The organism is Nonomuraea sp. NPDC050783 (genome assembly GCF_040802095.1).
Taxonomy (GTDB): domain Bacteria; phylum Actinomycetota; class Actinomycetes; order Streptosporangiales; family Streptosporangiaceae; genus Nonomuraea.
Map to the genome: position 1 here is coordinate 628129 of NZ_JBFAHK010000002.1, position 17374 is coordinate 645502.

Below are 17374 nucleotides of genomic sequence, written 5' to 3' on the forward strand. Positions count from 1 at the left end.
GGCACGATGATCCGCCGTACCCAGGCAGAGCGGTCGGACGGGACGACGGCGGCGCTGACCCGCGCCGCCCGGGAGCTGTTCGGCCGGCACGGCTACGCCGCCACCTCGATCGACGCGGTCGCCGCCGCGGCCGGGGTCACCAAGGGGGCCGCCTACCACCACTTCGGCGGCAAGGCGCCGCTGTTCCGCGCGGCGGTCGAGGAGGAGCTGGTGGCGGTGTCGGCCCGGCTGGAGCGGGTGGCGGCCGAGGAGGGCGAGCCGTGGGCGGCGGTGCGGCGGGGCGCCCACGCCTTCCTGGAGCACTGCCTCGACCCCGGCTTCCGGCGGATCGTGCTGCTGGACGCGCCGTCCGTGCTCGGCTGGGAGACGGTGCGGGAGATGGAGCACGCGCACCTGCTGCGCGTCCTGCACGCCGGGTTCGAGCTGGCCGCCACGAGCGGGCCCGCCCGGGACGAGCCGGCCGCCAGGGGCGGGACGGAGCGGGAGGGCCCGGCCGGGGGCGGGACGGGGCGGGAGGGCCTGGCCGGGGGCGAGGTGGAGCGGGGCGGCCTGGCCGTCCGGGCGCGGCTCGTCTTCGGGGCGCTGTGCGAGGGCGGCATGTTGCTGGCCCGCTCCCCGGACCCGGCGGCCGACCTGCCCCGGCTGGCCGCCGAGGCCGGCCGCCTGCTGGAGTCCCTGCGCCCCTGACCGCCCTCGGACCGCGCCCCTGACCGTGCTCGGGCCGTGCTCGGGCCGTGTTCGGGCCGTGTGCTCAGAGCTGGGCGGGCCCGGCGTCGGGCAGTGCGTCGGGCAGGGCCACCTCCACCGAGCCGCGGGTGCCCCACCGGTTGACCCGCCAGCAGGTGACCAGCGCGTAGAGGTACAGCGGGCGCAGCACCACCAGCCGCCACAACGACGCCACCGGCGCCAGCGCGAACATGAGCAGCCGCGCCCGCAGCGGCTCGTCGCTGCGCTCGATCGTGAACAGCCGCAGCGCCATCAGATAGCACATGGACAACCCGACCTGCGCCGCCACCACCGAGAACTCCTCCAGGTGCGCCCGGCAGGCCGGATCGGCCACCAGCACGGCCGAGATCGCCAGGGCCAGCAGCAGGTGCAGGTACTCGGCCACCGTCGCCCAGAACACCACCCCGGTCAGCGGCATGTACCGCAGCCACCACAGGTGCCGGACCGTGGTGCCGCGCATCCAGCGCAACTGCTGGTTCACGTAGTGGCCCAGCCGCTCCGGCACCAGCGTGAACACGATCGACGACGGCTGGTGCACGGTGTCCCCGGCGAGCAGCGCGTAGAAGGTCAGCATGGAGTCGTCGTTCATCTGCATCGGACGGCCGCGGAAGTGCTCGTTCTCGTACGCCCCCGCGCACTGCCGGACCACGGCGGCCCGGTAGAAGGCCAGCGTGCCCGAGTTGATCGTCACCCGCCGCAGCACCGACTGGGCGCTGCGCAGCCCGCGGGTGAACGGCAGGTACAACACGCAGGTCAGCCGGGTCAGCACGGTCGCCGCCCGGTTGAGCACGAGCACGTGCCCGGCCACCGACTGCACCCGCGGATCGGCGAACGGCTGCAACCCCTCCCGCACCGCGTGCCGGTCCAGTACGGAGTCGCTGTCCAGCGTCATGAAGACGTCGGCGTCGTCGTGGGCGAGCACGTGCATCTGGGCGAAGCGCTTGCCCCGGTTCCCGGTGCGGTCCCAGGTGGTCGCGATGCCGAGCCGGGCGGCCTCCGCCTCGAACTCGCGGCGCACGTCGTCGTAGCGCACGGGCTCGCCGGTGACCCGGTCGGCCGAGCCGTCGTCCACCACCCGGACGCGGGTGACCGGGCGGCTCTGGGCCAGTACCGAGCGCAGGCACGCGCGCAGGGCCTCGGGGTCCTCGTTGTAGACGGGGATCTGGACGGTGACCGTCAGGGCGTCCAGCTCGGCCTGCCGCGCCCGCGGCGCCCGGACCGGCCGCTCGAACCAGGCCAGCGGCACCCACCACAGCAGCAGGAAGGACACCATCCAGGCGGCGGACAGGTCGTGCGGCCGGCCTTCCGCCATCCCGGCCAGCGCGACCAGGTGGGCGAGCCCCCAGGCCGCGAAGCCGGCGATGGGCAGGGCGCTGAGGAGCAGGAGCGTGCGGTGGCTCACGCACCGGGCGGTGACCACGGTCGTCCCTTCACCGGCTCATGGGGCAGCGTCCGCGCCGGAACCTGGCGCGGACGAGCAGCGCGGCGGTCAGCACGACGGCCACGCAGAGCCCGACCAGCCAGAGGTGGCCACCCGCCAGGGCGGCCAGGGCGACCCCGCCGCCGTAGCCGGCGAGAGAACCGTAGGGCATGACGCGTTCCTTGCAGACGAGAGCGGTGTGATGGGATCGCCCAGGACCGGTTCCCGAGACCGTCGCAGTGCGGACATCCGGCACGGTACGCCGCATTCCGGCGGGCGGTAGGGGAGGCATGCGCGCCGTTGGTCGAGCTATGACCGATAAATGCGCTTGGTTGACGCTGCACCGGCCCGCCGCCTGGGCTCGCCGAGGCACCCCGCGCCATCGTGGATCCAGACCCGTATCGAGGACGTGACGCCCGAGGAGCTGGAGCGGCGTCTCGGCGACCCGGGGTTCACCGCGGCGACGGCGTACGTGCAGCGCCCCGGGACCGAGATCTTCCCCAGGAGCTGACGAGCCCGTGACGGGGGGGCGGGGCGCTCGTCAGCCGGTGGGCGTGGCGAGCGGGTTGATCCTGCCGTGGCCCGCTCCCGCCCGGACCGCCGCCGGCACGCCCTGCGGGGCGTCGAGCGTGTAGCTGTAGTAGGTGCCGGGCTCGACCACGGTCCCGGCGGTCTCCGGGGCGCCGGAGCCGACGAAGACGTTGTCGCGCTGCACCGCCCGGCCGGGGCCGCTGTCGGCGTAGCCGCTGGCCGAGTAGAGCGGGTGCGCCACGTTCTCGAAGTAGTTGCCCTCGACGACCGCGCCGGCGTTCTCGGTGGAGGCGATGCCGTACAGCTCGTTGCCCAGGTAGTAGTTGTTGTAGATGTGCACCGGCTCGCCGAACCTGATGCGCGGGTGGCGCTGGCGGCTGTGGTCGAAGAAGTTGTGGTGGATGGTCACCTTGAGGTGGCTGACGTCCGTGCCGGCCGCGCCGTCGGAGTGGCTGATCAGCATGGACTTGTCGGAGTGGTCGAAGTGGTTCCACGAGACCGTGACGTAGTCCGCGCCGCGCACGATGTCCACCGAGCCGTCCGCCGCGCCCGAGAAGGTGTTGTGGTCGATCCAGATGTGGTGGGAGTTCTGGCCGATGTTGATCGCGTCGTCCTCGGCGTCGGTGAAGCGGAGGTTGCGTACGATCACGTTGGACGACCGGTAGAAGTCCAGCCCGCCGCCGGTGATGTGGCCCGAGGAGCCCACGCCCACGATGGTCTTGTTGGGCCGCACCCCCTGCTTGCTGGTGATCGCGATCGTGCCGGGCACCTGGATGACCAGGGTCTCCAGGCTGTCGATGTAGTCGAGGAACTGCTCGGAGCTGGTCGCGGTGACGATCCGGCCGCCGGCGCCTCCTGTGGTGCCGGCGCGGCCGAGGGCGTTGACGGCGGCGAAGCCGGTGGGGCCGTCCGCCGCCGTCACCGCGACCGCGGGGGCGGCGGACAGGGAGGCCAGGGCGAGCACGGTCGCGGCGGCGGCGGACGCCCAGCGTGAGGCGCGTGACGGCGGCAGGAGCATGATCTCTCCACACGGTCGGGGAACGGTGGGAAAGCGCTTTCCACGCATTATCCGGGCTTCCGTACCGGCGGTAAAGGGCCCGTTGAAAGTTTCACGTGATTCCGGCCGTTCGCGCTGATGGCGGCGGGCGGGCGGGCCGGCCCGGTGGGCGGGGCGGGGGAGGTGACCTACAGTTCCGCTTGGGAGCGCTCCCAAAAAGTCGGCGCCAGGGGCGGAGGGACATGAGAAGCACGATCATGACATGGGTGGCGGTGGCGCTGCTCGTCCTCGCAGTGGCGGGCGTGCCGGTCGGCGGCCGGCGGGCGCACGCGGCGGCGGTGCTGCCGTACCAGGACCCGTCGCTGCCGGTGGCGACCCGGGTGACCGACCTGATGTCCCGCATGTCGCTGGACGACAAGCTCGGCCAGATGACGCAGGCCGAGCGCGCGTCGGCGAGCACCGCCGACGTCACCACCTACCGGCTCGGCTCGGTGCTGTCCGGCGGCGGCTCGGCGCCCTCCCCGAACACGGCCGCTTCCTGGGCCGACATGTACGACAGGTTCCAGAACGCGGCCCTGGCCACCCCTCTCGGCATCCCCATCCTGTACGGCGTGGACGCCGTCCACGGCCACAACAACGTCGTCGGCGCCACCCTCTTCCCGCACAACATCGGCCTCGGCGCCACCCGCGACCCGGAGCTGGTCCAGCGCATCGGCCGGGCGGTGGCCGAGGAGGTCTCCGGCACCGGCGTGGACTGGGACTTCGCCCCCTGCCTGTGCGTGGCCCGCAACGACCGGTGGGGCCGCACGTACGAGTCCTTCGGCGAGGTGCCCGCCCTGCCCTCCTCGATGGCCACGATCATCACCGGCCTCCAGGGCACCGCGCTGAACGGCCCCGCCTCCGTGCTGGCCACCGCCAAGCACTACCTCGGCGACGGCGGCACCACGAACGGCGTCGACCAGGGTGACACCCAGCTCTCCGAGGCCGACCTGCGGGCGATCCACCTGCCGCCGTTCCGCGCCGCCGTCGAGCGCGGCGTCGGCTCGGTGATGGTCTCCTTCAGCTCGTGGAACGGCGCCAAGCTGCACGGCTCCCAGTACCTCATCACCACCGTGCTCAAGGGCGAGCTGGGCTTCGGCGGCTTCGTGGTCTCCGACTGGAACGGCATCGACCAGATCGACGGCGCCACCGGCACATCCGCGCTCGACGTGCGCACCGCCGTCAACGCCGGCATCGACATGGTCATGGTGCCGACCGCCTGGCGGCAGTTCATCGACCTGCTGCGCGCCGAGGTCCAGGCCGGCCGGGTGAGCAACGCCAGGATCGACGACGCCGTCCGCAGGATCCTGACCAAGAAGTTCGAGCTCGGCCTGTTCGAGAAGCCGCTCACCGACCGGTCCTACACCGCGACCGTCGGCGGCTCCGCGCACCGGGCGCTCGCCCGCGAGGCCGTGGCCAAGTCGCAGGTCGTGCTGAAGAACAGCGGCGGCGTGCTGCCGCTCGCGCCCGGCGGCAAGATCTTCGTGGCCGGCAAGAGCGCCGACGACATCGGCCTGCAGAGCGGCGGCTGGACGATCTCCTGGCAGGGCTCGGCCGGCGCGACCACCCCCGGCACCACCATCCTGCAGGGCATCAGGAGCGCCGCCGGCTCCGGCACCACCGTCACCTACAGCCGCGACGGCAGCGGGATCGACGGCTCCTACAAGGTGGCGGTCGCCGTCGTGGGCGAGACCCCGTACGCCGAGGGCCAGGGCGACCGGCCCGGCGCGATGGGCCTGGACTCCACCGACCTCGCCACCCTCGCCACCCTGCGCGCCGCCGGCGTCCCGGTCGTGGTCGTACTGGTCTCCGGCCGGCCGCTCGACATCGCCGCCCAGCTCCCCGGCTGGAACGCGCTGGTGGCCGCCTGGCTGCCGGGCACCGAGGGCCAGGGGGTGGCCGACGTGCTGTTCGGCGCCGTCCAGCCCACCGGCAAGCTGCCGGTGACGTGGATGAGCAGCGCCTCCCAGCAGCCGATCAACGACGGCGACGGCAAGACGCCGCTGTTCCCGCTCGGCTTCGGCCTGACCTACGGCGGCACGCCGGTCGACACCACCCCGCCCACCGCGCCCGGCACGCCCTCGGCCGCCGACGTCACCTCCTCGTCGGTGCGGCTGTCCTGGGCCGCCGCCACCGACGACGTGGGGGTGACCGGCTATGACGTGGTGCGGGTGACGGACACGGGCGAGAGCACGGTGGCCACGTCCGCGACGGCCTCCGCCACGGTAAGCGGCCTGAGCGCGAGCACCGCCTACACCTTCGCCGTGTACGCCAGGGACGCGGCCGGCAACCGCTCGCCCCGCTCCGCCACGGTCGCCGTGACCACCCGCCCCGGCGAGGGGACGGGCGGCTGCTCGGTCACCGCGACCGTGCAGAGCCAGTGGAGCACCGGGTACGTGGTCCAGCTCACCGTCACCAACACCGGCACGGCCGCCCTGTCCGGCTGGGGCGTGACGTTCACGCTGCCCTCCGGGCACCAGGTCACCGGCTCGTGGAACGCGTCCCTGACAGTGAGCGGCCAGAGCGTCACCGCCCGGAACGCGGCGCACAACGGGTCGCTGGGGCCGGGCGCGAGCACGTCCTTCGGCTTCCAGGGCAGCCGCCCGGCGGGCGACACCGCGCTGCCCTCCGGCTACCGGTGCGGGTGAGGGCCGTCAGCGGTTCACGTAGAGCCGGCCGAACTCGACCTGAGGCGCCGCCGTCCCGGCGAAGTTACGCTCCACCGCGGCCCGCTCGGCGGCGCTCGGGTTGGCGTTCGTGCAGCTCACCGGGGCGCTGGAGCCGGACATGAGGTCGGAGCACAGGCCGGTGCGCCGGTCGGGCAGGCCGAGGATGTGGCCGATCTCGTGGGCGGCGATGCGGACCGGGTTGTAGCCCTGGGAGGTGGCCTGGCGGCCCATCCAGATCGTGCCCCGGCCCAGGCTCGTGGGCTGGGTCCGGGGCCAGCCGTTGTCGGCGGTCACCACGAAGTGGGCGGGCGTGCCCGCGACGAGCCGGACGTTCGTGACGCTGGCGTTCCAGATCTGCGCGGCCTGGTTCACGGCGGAGACGAACTCGGCCGCCCGGCTCGCGTCGTAACGGAGCACCGTGACCAGGGCGCTCGCCCGGGCCGGGGAGGTGACCAGGAGCAGGGCGAGGCCGAGGACGAGGGAGAGCGCGAGACGAAGGCGTCTTGGCATGAGGATCCTCCGGGGAGGTGAGAGGTGGCTGTCACGGTATGCGCCTCCCCGCGGCCCGGCACCCTGTCAGATTCCCCCTATCACCGTGTTATGACCCCGCGGCGCCCTGGAATGCCGGCCCCCCGGGGCACACTTCCGGCATGCCTGAAGATCCCCTCGAACTCGGCGAGATCGCGCCCTCCGAATTCGACGCCCACGACGGCAAGATCACCGCGACCGGTTTCCTCACCATCGCCAGGCGGCTGCCCACGCTGATCGGCCAGGCGCTGCGCATGGCCTGGACGGCGGGCCCGCGCGACACCGTGATCACCATCTCGCTCAACCTGCTCGGCGGGGTCGTCTCCGCGTTCGGGTTGCTGGCCACCACCGGAGTGCTCACCGCCCTGTTCAGCGAGGGCCCGACGCCCGAGCGGGTGCTGGCGGCGCTGCCGAGCCTGCTGCTGGTCGGCGCCGCCGGGGTGGCCCGCGCGCTGTTGCGGGCGGGCGCGAGCTGGGCCGAGTCGCGGCTCGGCCCGCAGATCGAGCGCGCCTCCGAGCAGCGGCTCTACAGCCTGACCAGCGGTGTCGAGCTGGTCGCCTTCGACGACCCCGCGTTCCACGACGCCCTCGAACGCGCCAAGGGCCCCGGCGCGCACGCCGCCGGCCGGGTCGTGGACGCGGGCGTCAGCGTCGTCACGGCCGGCGTCGGGCTGCTGGCCGCCGCGGGCGTCCTCGGCATCCTGCACCCCGTGCTGCTCCCGCTGCTCCTGCTGGCCGTGCTGCCCGAGGCCTGGGCCGCGGGCCGCAGCGCCCGCCAGCGTTACTCCACGCTGTACGGCCTGGTCCCGGCCCGCCGCCGCAAGTGGATCATCAGCGAGCTGCTGGCCGACCGCGAGCCGGCGGCGGAGGTCCGCGCGTTCACCATGCGCGGCTTCCTGCTGCGCGTGTACGACGCCGTGGCCCGCGCCGAGCAGGAGGCCATGCTCAGGCTGGTCAGGCGGCAGACGTTCACCATGCTCGCCGGCGAGGCGCTGAGCGGCCTCGGCGCCGGGGTGGTCTACGTGGCCCTGGGCGTGCTGCTCGCGCTCGGCGCGATCCCGCTGGCGGTGGCGGGCACCGCGGTGCTGGCCATCCGGTCGGCCCAGGGCTCGCTCACCAGCCTGCTCTACGCCACCAACAGCCTCTACGAGCAGGGGCTGTACTTCACCGACTTCCTGGAGTTCTGCGCCGAGGCCGAGCGCCGCATGGTCCCCCCGCGCCCGCTGCCGGCCCCCGAGGGCTTCGACCGCATCACCGCCGACGGCCTGACCTTCACCTACCCGGGTTCGAAGAAGCCCGCGCTGCGCGGGGTGTCGATCGAGCTGAAGCGGGGCGAGATCGTGGCCTTCGTCGGCGAGAACGGCTCCGGCAAGACCACCCTGTCCAAGATCCTGGCCGGCCTGTACGAGCCCGACGCGGGCACCGTCCGCTGGGACGACACCGACCTGCGCCAGGTCGCCCCCGAGGAGCTGCGTACCCGCACCGCCGTCATCGCCCAGGACCACACCCGCTGGCCGCTGACCGCCCGCTACAACATCACGATGGGCACCGACAAGGGCGAGCCCGCCCTGCACGCGGCCGCCGCCGTCGCCGGCGCCGACGAGGTGGTCGCCGGCCTGCCGCACGGCTACCGCACCCTGCTGGACCGCCGTTTCAAGGACGGCCAGGAGCTGTCCGGCGGCCAGTGGCAGCGCATCGCCGTGGCCCGCGGCTTCCACCGCGACGCCGACCTGCTCATCTGCGACGAGCCCACCGCCGCCCTCGACGCCCGCGCCGAGCACGCCCTGTTCGAGCGCATCCGCACCCACGCCGACGGCCGCACCGTGCTGCTCATCACCCACCGCCTGGCCAGCGTCCGGCATGCCGACCGCATCTACGTCCTGGAGCACGGCGAGGTCGTCGAGGCGGGCGACCACGACACGCTGATGGCGGACGACGGGCTCTACGCCGAGCTGTACTCCCTGCAGGCCGCCGCCTACCGGTGACGGTAACCGGCTACGGCGGTGGCAGCGGCGTGGAGGCGGTGGAGGTGTGGACGAAGGCCAGCCCGTCGAACTCCTCGGCCAGCACCGCCGGCATGAACGCGAGCGGGGCGGTGAGCCGGCCGGCCATCGCGCCGAACGCGCGGACGTGGTTGGCGGCCGCCAGCCACTCGGCCACGGCCGCCGGCCGCTCACCGGCCCGCAGGTCCACCACGTGGTCGTCGGGGCAGGCGGCGGCCAGCCGGGCCTCCACGGCGAGCGGCGTGCCGGCTAGCGGCACCTTGAACCGCACCGTCCCCGGCCGCCGGCCCGCCGCCCCTTCACCGGCGCGGGCCCCTCCGGTGTCCTGGGGCGTGGAAGGGGGACGGGCGGAGGGGGGACGGAGGGAAGGGAGCAGGCGGGTGAGGCGGGCGCGGAGGGCGCGCATGGCGGCCGCGCGCCGGAAGCGGCCCCGGGGGATGGCGCGGAACTCGCCGGCGCCGAACAGCCCGGCCAGCGCGTAGTACGCCGGGCCGTGCGCCCGCGCCAGGTGCCGGCCCATGGCGGTGACCGCGCCGCCGCTGTGGCGGCCCTTGCTGATGTGGCCGTTGTGCGCCCACAACACGACCTTCGCGTCCGGATCGGCCAGCAGCAGGCTCGCGTTCTCGGCCATGTACCGGTCGCGGGCCACGCCCAGCGTCAGCTCGGCGTCGGCGTGCGTGAAGGGCCGACTCGACAGGTCGGCGGCCTGGCGCACGATCCTCGCGGCCTCGCGGAGCTCCTCCCGGCCGCCCGGGGCCGCGTGCTCCTCGTCCCGGCCGTGCGCGGCCGTGTCGGCTCGCGTGGCCGTGTCGGCTCGTGGGGCCGCGTCGGCCACGTGCTCCTCCAGGCGCCGTGCCGCGGCCTCGACGCCGGGATCGAGCGGGTCGTCCTGGCCCCACCGGGAGCGGGCCAGGACGTCCAGCGGGGCGAGCAGCTCGTCCGCCGCCCCGCCCAGGTGCTCGCGCAGCAGGCGCAGCGCCGCGCCCGGGTGTTGCGGATCGATCCCGACGAAGCGGACGGGCCGGTCGGCGGTGCGGTTGTGCTCGCGCAGCCACTCCAGCACGTCCAGCATCTCGGCCGTGTCGAGCGTCCAGAAGCCCAGCCCGGCCAGCGCCCCCCGCGCGTCGCCGCGCCCGCCGCGCACGTAGGCGTCCACGGCCCGCGCCGCCGCCGCGCTGGCCTCGACGGCCAGCGTGGTGAAGCCCAGCTCGCGCACCAGCAGCTCGGTCAGCCGCCGGCGCAGCGGGAAGAACTCGGCGCTGCCGTGCGTGGCCTCGCCCAGCCCCACGAGGCGGACCCCGTCCAGCGCGGGCCGCAGCGGCGCCAGGCAGGCCAGGTCACCGCCCGGCGCCAGGTCGCCGAGCGGGACGGCCCGCCCGGCGAGCCAGCGGGTCACCTCGTCGCCGTGCGGCACGCCGCCCTACTTGCTGAAGCCGGCGGTCAGGCCCGCGAGGAGCTGGCGGCGGCCCACCACGTACAGGATGAGGATCGGCAGGGTGGTCAGCACGACCGAGGCGAGGACGGCGGGCACGTTGATGCTGTACTGGCCCTGGAAGCTCCACAGCGCCAGCGGCAGCGTGCGCTGCTCCGGGCTCTGGGTGAGGATCAGCGGCAGCAGGAAGTTGTTCCAGACCGTCAGCGCGTTGTAGACGAACACCGTCACCACGGCCGGGCGGGTCAGCGGCAGCGCCAGGTGCCACAGCGTGCCCCACTCGCTGGCGCCGTCCAGCCGCATCGACTCGAACAGCTCCTTGGGGACGTCCCTGATGAAGTTCGACAGCACCAGCACCGACAGCGGGATCGCGAACGCGATCGACGGCAGGATCATGGCCAGCAGCGTGTCGTACAGGTGCAGCCTGATGATGATCAGGTAGATCGGGATGACCGTGGCCTGGAGCGGGATGGCCAGCCCCATGAGGAACAACGAGTTGGTGTAGCGCAGGAAGCGGCCCCCGCTGCCGCGCACGATCGCGTACGCCGCCATGAACGACACCGCGACCGCCGGCACCACCGCGCCGAGCGTCACCACCAGGCTGTTGAGGAAGTAGCGGATGAAGCCCGCCTCGATGACCATCCCGTAGTTGGCCAGGGTCGGCTCAGACGGCGGCGCCAGCGGGTTCTCGATGTAGTAGTTGCTCTGCGACTTGAAGCTGGTGATGACGATCCAGTAGATCGGCACGATCACGACCAGCAGCCAGAACCAGCTGATCGCGCCGCCCAGCCAGTTGGGCCGCTCGCTGGTGCCGCGCCTGCGCGGGCGGGCGTGCTGGGCCGACACCTGCGGCTTGCCCTCGGTCAGCGTCGTCGCCATGTCAGGCCCCTTCCAGCTGGCTCGCGCTCGCGTCCCGGCCGCCGAGCCGGCGCAGCAGCAGCGCCAGGGCCAGCCCCACCAGGACCAGGATGACGGCGATCGCGCTGGCCGGGCCCATGAGGTTGGCCTGGAAGCCGCGCTTGTACATGTCGAGGGCGAGCACCCTGGTGGCGTCGCCCGGGCCGCCCGCGGTCAGGACGAAGATCAGGTCGAAGAACGTCAGCGAGCCGACGACCATGAGCGTCGAGGACGTGATGATCGTGTACTTGAGCTGCGGCAGCGTGATGCTGAAGAACTTGCGCACCCGGCCCGCGCCGTCCAGCTCCGCCGCCTCGTACATCGTGCGGGGGATCTGCCGCACGCCGCCCTGGTAGATCAGCGAGTGGAACGGGATGAACTGCCACGACACCACGAAGATCACCACGCCGAGCGCCAGGCCGGGCCTGCCCAGCCAGTCCTGCACCAGGAGCGGGATCTGCAGCCCGGCGCCGAGCCCGAAGTTCGGGTCCAGCAGCGCCTTGTACGTGATCGCGATGGCCGCCGAGCTGAGCAGCAGCGGGATGAAGTACAGCACCGCCAGCACGGCGCGGTAGCGCTGCTGCCCGGCGAGGAACACGCCGATGAGGATGCTCGCCGGCGTCTGCACCGCCCACGACAGGAGCATGACCAGGAACGTCACCCAGAGCGCGTGCGGCAGCCCCGGATCGCTGAGCACGGCCCGCCAGCTGTCCAGGCCGGTGACGTGGATGTCGCCGAGCCCGTCCCACGAGGTGAAGCTGAGCAGCAGGACGCCGACCAGCGGGATCACGCCGAAGCCGACGAAGAACACCAGGGCCGGCACCGCCAGCCAGGAGAGCCCGGCCCCCCGGCCGCCCTGCGCGGCGGCCGGGGAGGTCTCCCGCCGGGCCGGGATGGGGACGACGCTCACTTGCCGATGACCGCGTTCATGTTGGAGACGAACTGCTGCGGCGAGATCGACAGCTGGAACAGCTTGGCGATGTTGTCCAGCAGGACCTCGGCCGCGGTCGGGCTGAGCGCCTGGTCCCACGACTGGCCGAAGGCCTTGGCGTTGCTGGCGATGCCGTAGACGAAGTTGAGGAACTCGGCGTCGGGGGAGGAGCCGAACGCCGCGTCGGCGCCCTTGACGATCGGCACCGCGCCGGTGGCCACCCACTCCTTGACCGAGGCGTCGCTCATCAGCTCGGTGGCGAAGAACTTCTTGGCGATCTCCTTCTGCTCGGGCGTGGCCTTGGAGGAGATCGACATGTACTGGCCGGGGTTGCCGACGGTGTTGCCGGGGTCGCCCTTGCCGCCGTCGACGGGCGGGAAGTTCATGTAGCCGAGGTGGCCGCCGGAGACGAAGTCGCCGCCGTCGGTCTTCATGCTGCCGTACGTCCAGCCGCCGTGCAGCATCATCGCGGCCTTGCCGGTGTAGAGCAGCGCCTGGTCGGCGTTGGAGTCGGCGGTGATGGAGGAGAAGCCCTTGATGAAGCCGTTGGCCTTGACCAGCTCCTGCACCTTGCCCAGGGCGTCGAGCGCGGCCGGGTTGGACCAGGCGTCCTTCTCGCCGTCGAAGACGGCCTGGAAGACCTCGGGGCCGCCGATGCGGTCGAACAGGAACTCCAGCCACATCATGTTCGTCCAGCGCGACTGCCCGCCCAGCGAGAACGGCGCGATGCCCTTGGCGTTGAACTTCGGCACCAGGTCCATGATGTCGCCCCACGTCTGGGGCGGCTGGGCGCCGATCTTCTCGAAGGCCCGCTTGTCGTAGTAGAGGACGATCGGCTGCATCGTCTCGCACGGCATCGCGTAGATCTTGCCGTCGATGGTGGCCGCGCCGAAGGAGGAGGGGAACAGCCGGTCCTTCAGCGCCTTGTTCTCCTCGAAGAACGGGGTGAGGTCGTCCACCTGGCCGGCCTGCACGTAGCTGCGCAGCGTGCCGCCGCCCCAGCCCCAGATCAGCGTGGGTGCCTGGCCGGCGCCGATGGCCGTCTTGATCTTCGTCTTGAAGGCGTCGTTCTGGAACGTCGTGCCCTGGATCGTGCCGTTGGGGTTGGCCTTGTTGAAACGCTCCATGGTCCTGGTGCGCACGCCCTCCTGCGGCTGCGTGGACAGGTACCAGTAGGTCGCGCTGGTGCCACCCCCTCCGCCGCCGCTGCTGGCGGCGGTGCCGGGCTTGGTCGGACCGGAACTGCCGCAGGCGGCCAGTGCGGCTCCCAAGGGCAGGCCCATGGAGAGGCTGAGGAAGGTGCGGCGAGAGGTTGTCCTGGGTTCCACGCTGATCTCCGTACTCGAACGCCGGGGGGTTAGAGCGGGCGGCTCGTTGGACTATGGGTGAGCTTGTCGAAACATTTTCGACATGCCGCGTGGCACGCCAATCTAGGTTTCGGATATGTGGCTGTCAAGACCGCCGCAATCACACTTCTCTCTGTTCCAATCGGGTGAGTGTAAAGTACGCTGGCGCGGCGCTTAGCTGCTCATCTGGTGCCGAGGAGGTCTCTGCTCACAGATCGCTAACGACGTCGAAACATTTCGAAAAAACGCGCTGCGAATCGCCTTTTAGGGGGAGCATCAGATGACGGCTGTAGATCGGACGCCCGCGGTGGACGGTGCTCTGCGTCCGTGGCAGGACCCGGGCCTCTCCGTGGCCGACCGGGTCGAGGCCATCCTCGCGGAGATGACCCTGGAGGAGAAGATCGGCCAGCTCGGCAGCCGCTGGCTCGGCAACGACATGCAGGCCGAGCCCTCCGCCCAGGACGCCGACGCCGACGCCGACGCCGACCCCGACGCCGACCCCGAGGCCGACGCCGGCGCCGGGGACGGCCACGACGGCGAGGCCGCGCTCAACGTCGCTCCCATGCAGGACGTCTTCGCCGCCTCCGGCACGGTCCCCTTCGACGAGGCGATCCGGTACGGCCTCGGCCACCTCACCCGCGTCCACGGCAGCGCCCCGGTCACGCCCGCCGAGGGCGCCGCCGAGGTGATCAGGCTGCAGCGCCAGGTGATGGCCGCCTCCAGGTTCGGCATTCCGGCGATCGTGCACGAGGAGTGCCTGACGGGGTTCACGGCGTACGGGGCCACGGTCTACCCGGCCGCCATCGCGTGGGGCGCGACCTTCGACCCCGGCCTGATCGAGCGGATGGCCGCGGCGATCGGGCGGGACATGGCGGCCGTGGGCGTCCACCAGGGCCTGTCGCCCGTGCTCGACGTGGTGCGCGACTACCGGTGGGGGCGGGTCGAGGAGACGATGGGGGAGGACCCGTACCTCGTCTCCATGCTCGGCGCCGCCTACGTGCGCGGCCTGGAGAGCGCCGGGATCATCGCCACGCTCAAGCACTTCGCCGGCTACTCCGCCTCCCGCGCCGCCCGCAACCACGGCCCGGTGCCGATGGGGCGGCGCGAGCTGGCCGACATGATCCTGCCGGCGTTCGAGACCGCGATCGCGCTGGGCGGGGCCCGCTCGGTCATGAACTCCTACTCCGACGTGGACGGCATGCCCGCCGGCGCCGACCCCTGGCTGCTCACCGAGGTGCTGCGCGAGGAGTGGGGCTTCACCGGCACCGTCGTCTCCGACTACTGGTCGGTCCCGTTCCTGGCCACCATGCACCGCGTGGCCGCCGACACCGACGAGGCCGGCGCGCTGGCCCTGGCCGCCGGGATCGACGTCGAGCTGCCCGACACCCTCGGCTTCGGCCAGAACCTGGCCGAGCGGGTCCGCAGCGGCGAGCTGCCCGAGGAGCTGATCGACCGGGCCGCGCGCCGCCTGCTCCTGCAGAAGGCGCAGCTCGGCCTGCTCGACCCCGAATGGACGCCGGAGCGGTCCGTGGCCGGGGCGGCCGCCCTCGACCTGGACTCGCCGGGCAACCGGGCGCTCGCCCGCGAGCTGGCCGAGCGCTCGATCGTGCTGCTGGCGGCCGGTGACGCGCTGCCGCTGCTCGGCGAGGGCCGCGCCGCGCCGCGCCGGATCGCCGTCGTCGGGCCCTGCGCCGACGACCCGCGCACGTTCATGGGCTGCTACGCCTTCCCCAACCACGTGCTGCCCCGCCACCCCGGGCTCGGGCTCGGCGTCGAGGCCCCGAGCCTGCTCGACGCGCTGCGCGCCGAGCTGCCCGGCGCCGAGCTGGTCCACGAGCGGGGCTGTGAGGTGCGGGGCGAGGACCGCTCCGGCTTCGCCGCCGCCACCGCCGCCGCCCGCGACGCCGACCTGTGCGTCGTGGCCGTGGGCGACCTGGCCGGCCTGTTCGGGCACGGCACGTCGGGGGAGGGCTGCGACGCCGACGACCTGCGGCTGCCCGGCGTGCAGGAGCAACTGGTGACCGAGCTGGCCGCCACTGGGACGCCGGTCGTCGTGGTGGTCGTCTCCGGGCGGCCGTACGCGCTGGGCGCGGTGCACGACGCGGCCGCCGGGCTCGTCCAGGCGTTCATGCCGGGCGAGGAAGGCGGCGCGGCCATCGCCGGCGTGCTGTCCGGCCGGGTCCAGCCGTCGGGACGGCTGCCGGTGCAGATCCCGCGCGGGCACGGCGGGCAACCCGGCACCTACCTCCAACCGCCACTGGGCGCCGACAGCCACGGCATCAGCAACCTCGACCCGACGCCGCTGTTCCCGTTCGGGTACGGCACCTCCTACACCACCTTCGACCTCGGCGACCTGCGGGTCAGCGACACCGAGGTGCCCACCGACGGTGAGTTCACCGTGAGCGTGCGGGTGCGCAACACCGGCGGCCGGGCCGGTGACGAGGTCGTCCAGCTCTACCTGCGCGACGTCCTCGCCCAGGTCACCCGGCCGGTGCGGCAGCTCGCCGGGTTCGCCAAGGTCCGGCTGGAGCCGGGGGCGGAGGCCCGGGTGACCTTCCGCGTCCACGCCGACCGCACCGCCTTCACCGGACGCGACCTGAAGCGCATCGTGGAGCCCGGGGACGTCGAGGTGCTCGTGGGCACCTCCGCCGCCGACCTGCCGTGCCGCGCGACGGTCCGGCTGACCGGCCCCGTCCGGGTCGTCGGCCACGACCGGCGCCTCGACACCCCCGTGTCGGTGGAGCCGGGGGACACTCCCGTGTCCGTGCAGCCCCGGGACACTCCCGTGTCCGTGCAGCCTCGGGAGGGGATCGATGCCGGCCAGTCCTAGGCGCGCCACCCTGGCCACGGTCGCGGCCTCGGCCGGCGTGTCGGTCGCGACCGTGTCCAAGGTGCTCAACGGGCGCAGCGACGTCGCCCCGGCGACCCGCTCACTGGTCGAGTCGCTGCTGCGGCAGCACGACTACGTGGCCCCGGTGCCGCGCCGGAGCGAGGCCGTCGCGACGGACACGGTCGAGGTGCAGTTCGACTCCTACATCAACGCGTACTCGACCGAGCTCATCCAGGGCCTGGTGGACGCCGGGGCCGAGCTGGGCGTCGGGGTCGTGGTCAGCCTCAAGAAGGACGCCGCCCGCCCCGGCACGTGGGCGCGGGAGCTGGCCGCCACCGGGCGGCGCGCGCTGATCGCCGTCACCAGCGAGCTGACCAGCGGGCAGCTCACCGCGCTGTCCCGCGTCCACCTGCCGCTGGTCGTCATCGACCCGCTCAACCTGCCGCGCGCCCGCGTGACCAGCGTCGGCTCGACCAACTTCGCCGGCGGGCTGGCCGCCACCCAGCATCTGCTCTCGCTCGGCCACCGGCGCATCGCCTACATCGGCGGCCCGGCCACCGCCGCCTGCAACCAGGCGCGGCTGCACGGCTACCGGGCCGCGATGGAGGCCGAGGGCGCCTCCGCGCCGCCCTGCCACACCTTCTTCGGGCAGTTCCGCTACCAGGACGGGCTGAAGTACGGGGCCGCCGTGCTCGACCTGCCCGAACCACCCACCGCGATCTTCGTCGGCTGCGACGAGAGCGCGCTCGGCGTCATGGAGGCCGCCCGCGCGCGCGGCCTGCGCATCCCCGAGGACCTCAGCATCGTCGGCTTCGACGACACCCAGATCGCGCGGATGGCCTCGCCGCCGCTGACCACCGTCCGCCAGCCGCTGCGCGAGATGGGCGCCGTCGCCCTGCGCACCGCGCTGCGGCTGGCGGCCGGCGAGCCCATCGACTCCCACCACGTGGAGCTGGCCACCGAGCTGATCGTGCGCGGCTCGACCGCGCCGGTGAGCCGCGCGCGGCGGCCCTGACCGGCGGGAA

Annotated in this window: 14 protein-coding genes; 6 read left to right on the top strand and 8 right to left on the bottom strand. The window is 73.1% G+C overall.

What is annotated here, in order from left to right; genetic code table 11:
- Window positions 1–6: 6 nt before the first annotated feature.
- Window positions 7–687 (top strand): TetR/AcrR family transcriptional regulator, encoded by a 681-nt coding sequence (locus AB0H75_RS07705; RefSeq protein ID WP_367792072.1) that lies wholly within the window; start codon window positions 7–9, stop codon window positions 685–687.
- A 64-nt stretch (window positions 688–751) separates the two neighbouring features.
- Here the strand turns inward: AB0H75_RS07705 and AB0H75_RS07710 are convergent, their stop codons facing one another.
- Window positions 752–2128, bottom strand: coding sequence for a glycosyltransferase (locus AB0H75_RS07710; RefSeq protein ID WP_367792075.1), 1377 nt, complete (start codon window positions 2126–2128; stop codon window positions 752–754).
- A gap of 28 nt (window positions 2129–2156) precedes the next feature.
- The gene (locus AB0H75_RS07715; RefSeq protein ID WP_367792078.1) at window positions 2157–2318 is read right to left on the bottom strand and encodes a hypothetical protein; all 162 of its coding nucleotides are present in this window, start codon (window positions 2316–2318) and stop codon (window positions 2157–2159) included.
- Window positions 2319–2468: 150 nt separating this feature from the next.
- Between AB0H75_RS07715 and AB0H75_RS07720 the strand changes: the two genes are divergently transcribed.
- Window positions 2469–2657, top strand: coding sequence for a hypothetical protein (locus AB0H75_RS07720; protein ID WP_367792081.1), 189 nt, complete (start codon window positions 2469–2471; stop codon window positions 2655–2657).
- A gap of 30 nt (window positions 2658–2687) precedes the next feature.
- Here AB0H75_RS07720 and AB0H75_RS07725 read toward each other — a convergent pair whose 3' ends face one another.
- On the bottom strand, window positions 2688–3695 hold the full coding sequence (locus AB0H75_RS07725; protein ID WP_367792083.1) for a polysaccharide lyase family 1 protein: 1008 nt from the start codon (window positions 3693–3695) through the stop codon (window positions 2688–2690).
- A gap of 221 nt (window positions 3696–3916) precedes the next feature.
- Between AB0H75_RS07725 and AB0H75_RS07730 the strand changes: the two genes are divergently transcribed.
- A complete protein-coding gene (locus AB0H75_RS07730) occupies window positions 3917–6361 on the top strand; it encodes a glycoside hydrolase family 3 N-terminal domain-containing protein (RefSeq protein ID WP_367792086.1) in 2445 nt (814 codons plus the stop codon).
- A gap of 6 nt (window positions 6362–6367) precedes the next feature.
- On the opposite strand, the gene AB0H75_RS07735 is transcribed toward AB0H75_RS07730, so the two are convergent.
- On the bottom strand, window positions 6368–6892 hold the full coding sequence (locus AB0H75_RS07735; protein ID WP_367792089.1) for a snapalysin family zinc-dependent metalloprotease: 525 nt from the start codon (window positions 6890–6892) through the stop codon (window positions 6368–6370).
- Between the two features lie 140 nt (window positions 6893–7032).
- Between AB0H75_RS07735 and AB0H75_RS07740 the strand changes: the two genes are divergently transcribed.
- Window positions 7033–8895, top strand: a complete 1863-nt coding sequence (locus AB0H75_RS07740) for an ABC transporter ATP-binding protein (protein WP_367792092.1) — start codon at window positions 7033–7035, stop codon at window positions 8893–8895.
- Window positions 8896–8905: 10 nt separating this feature from the next.
- Here the strand turns inward: AB0H75_RS07740 and AB0H75_RS07745 are convergent, their stop codons facing one another.
- Genes AB0H75_RS07745 through AB0H75_RS07760 form a run of 4 tightly spaced genes read right to left on the bottom strand, consistent with a single transcriptional unit; the run spans window position 8906 to window position 13501 of the window.
- Window positions 8906–10327 carry an erythromycin esterase family protein gene (locus tag AB0H75_RS07745; protein ID WP_367792095.1) on the bottom strand — a complete coding sequence of 474 codons (1422 nt, stop codon included), beginning with the start codon at window positions 10325–10327 and terminating at the stop codon, window positions 8906–8908.
- A gap of 6 nt (window positions 10328–10333) precedes the next feature.
- Entirely contained in the window at window positions 10334–11224 is an 891-nt protein-coding gene (locus AB0H75_RS07750) for a carbohydrate ABC transporter permease (RefSeq protein WP_367792098.1), read from the bottom strand.
- Between the two features lies 1 nt (window position 11225).
- Complete coding sequence (locus tag AB0H75_RS07755; protein ID WP_367792101.1) at window positions 11226–12152, bottom strand: carbohydrate ABC transporter permease; 927 nt, start codon at window positions 12150–12152, stop codon at window positions 11226–11228.
- Complete coding sequence (locus tag AB0H75_RS07760; protein WP_367792104.1) at window positions 12149–13501, bottom strand: extracellular solute-binding protein; 1353 nt, start codon at window positions 13499–13501, stop codon at window positions 12149–12151. Before AB0H75_RS07760 ends, AB0H75_RS07755 begins: the two co-directional genes overlap by 4 nt.
- A gap of 298 nt (window positions 13502–13799) precedes the next feature.
- On the opposite strand from AB0H75_RS07760, the gene AB0H75_RS07765 reads away from it, so the two are divergent.
- Both AB0H75_RS07765 and AB0H75_RS07770 read left to right on the top strand, forming a co-directional pair.
- Window positions 13800–16349, top strand: coding sequence for a glycoside hydrolase family 3 N-terminal domain-containing protein (locus tag AB0H75_RS07765; protein WP_367792107.1), 2550 nt, complete (start codon window positions 13800–13802; stop codon window positions 16347–16349).
- Window positions 16333–17364: a LacI family DNA-binding transcriptional regulator gene (locus tag AB0H75_RS07770; protein WP_367792110.1), complete on the top strand. Its 1032-nt coding sequence runs from the start codon at window positions 16333–16335 to the stop codon at window positions 17362–17364. Before AB0H75_RS07765 ends, AB0H75_RS07770 begins: the two co-directional genes overlap by 17 nt.
- Window positions 17365–17374 lie beyond the last annotated feature (10 nt).

Coding starts and splice junctions, on each gene's coding strand:
- AB0H75_RS07725 (WP_367792083.1), bottom strand. CDS start 3,695: ATGCTCCTGCCGCCGTCACGCGCCTCACGCTGGGCGTCCGCCGCCGCC.
- AB0H75_RS07730 (WP_367792086.1), top strand. CDS start 3,917: ATGAGAAGCACGATCATGACATGGGTGGCGGTGGCGCTGCTCGTCCTC.
- AB0H75_RS07740 (WP_367792092.1), top strand. CDS start 7,033: ATGCCTGAAGATCCCCTCGAACTCGGCGAGATCGCGCCCTCCGAATTC.
- AB0H75_RS07735 (WP_367792089.1), bottom strand. CDS start 6,892: ATGCCAAGACGCCTTCGTCTCGCGCTCTCCCTCGTCCTCGGCCTCGCC.
- AB0H75_RS07750 (WP_367792098.1), bottom strand. CDS start 11,224: ATGGCGACGACGCTGACCGAGGGCAAGCCGCAGGTGTCGGCCCAGCAC.
- AB0H75_RS07770 (WP_367792110.1), top strand. CDS start 16,333: ATGCCGGCCAGTCCTAGGCGCGCCACCCTGGCCACGGTCGCGGCCTCG.
- AB0H75_RS07715 (WP_367792078.1), bottom strand. CDS start 2,318: ATGCCCTACGGTTCTCTCGCCGGCTACGGCGGCGGGGTCGCCCTGGCC.
- AB0H75_RS07765 (WP_367792107.1), top strand. CDS start 13,800: ATGACGGCTGTAGATCGGACGCCCGCGGTGGACGGTGCTCTGCGTCCG.
- AB0H75_RS07705 (WP_367792072.1), top strand. CDS start 7: ATGATCCGCCGTACCCAGGCAGAGCGGTCGGACGGGACGACGGCGGCG.
- AB0H75_RS07720 (WP_367792081.1), top strand. CDS start 2,469: ATGCGCTTGGTTGACGCTGCACCGGCCCGCCGCCTGGGCTCGCCGAGG.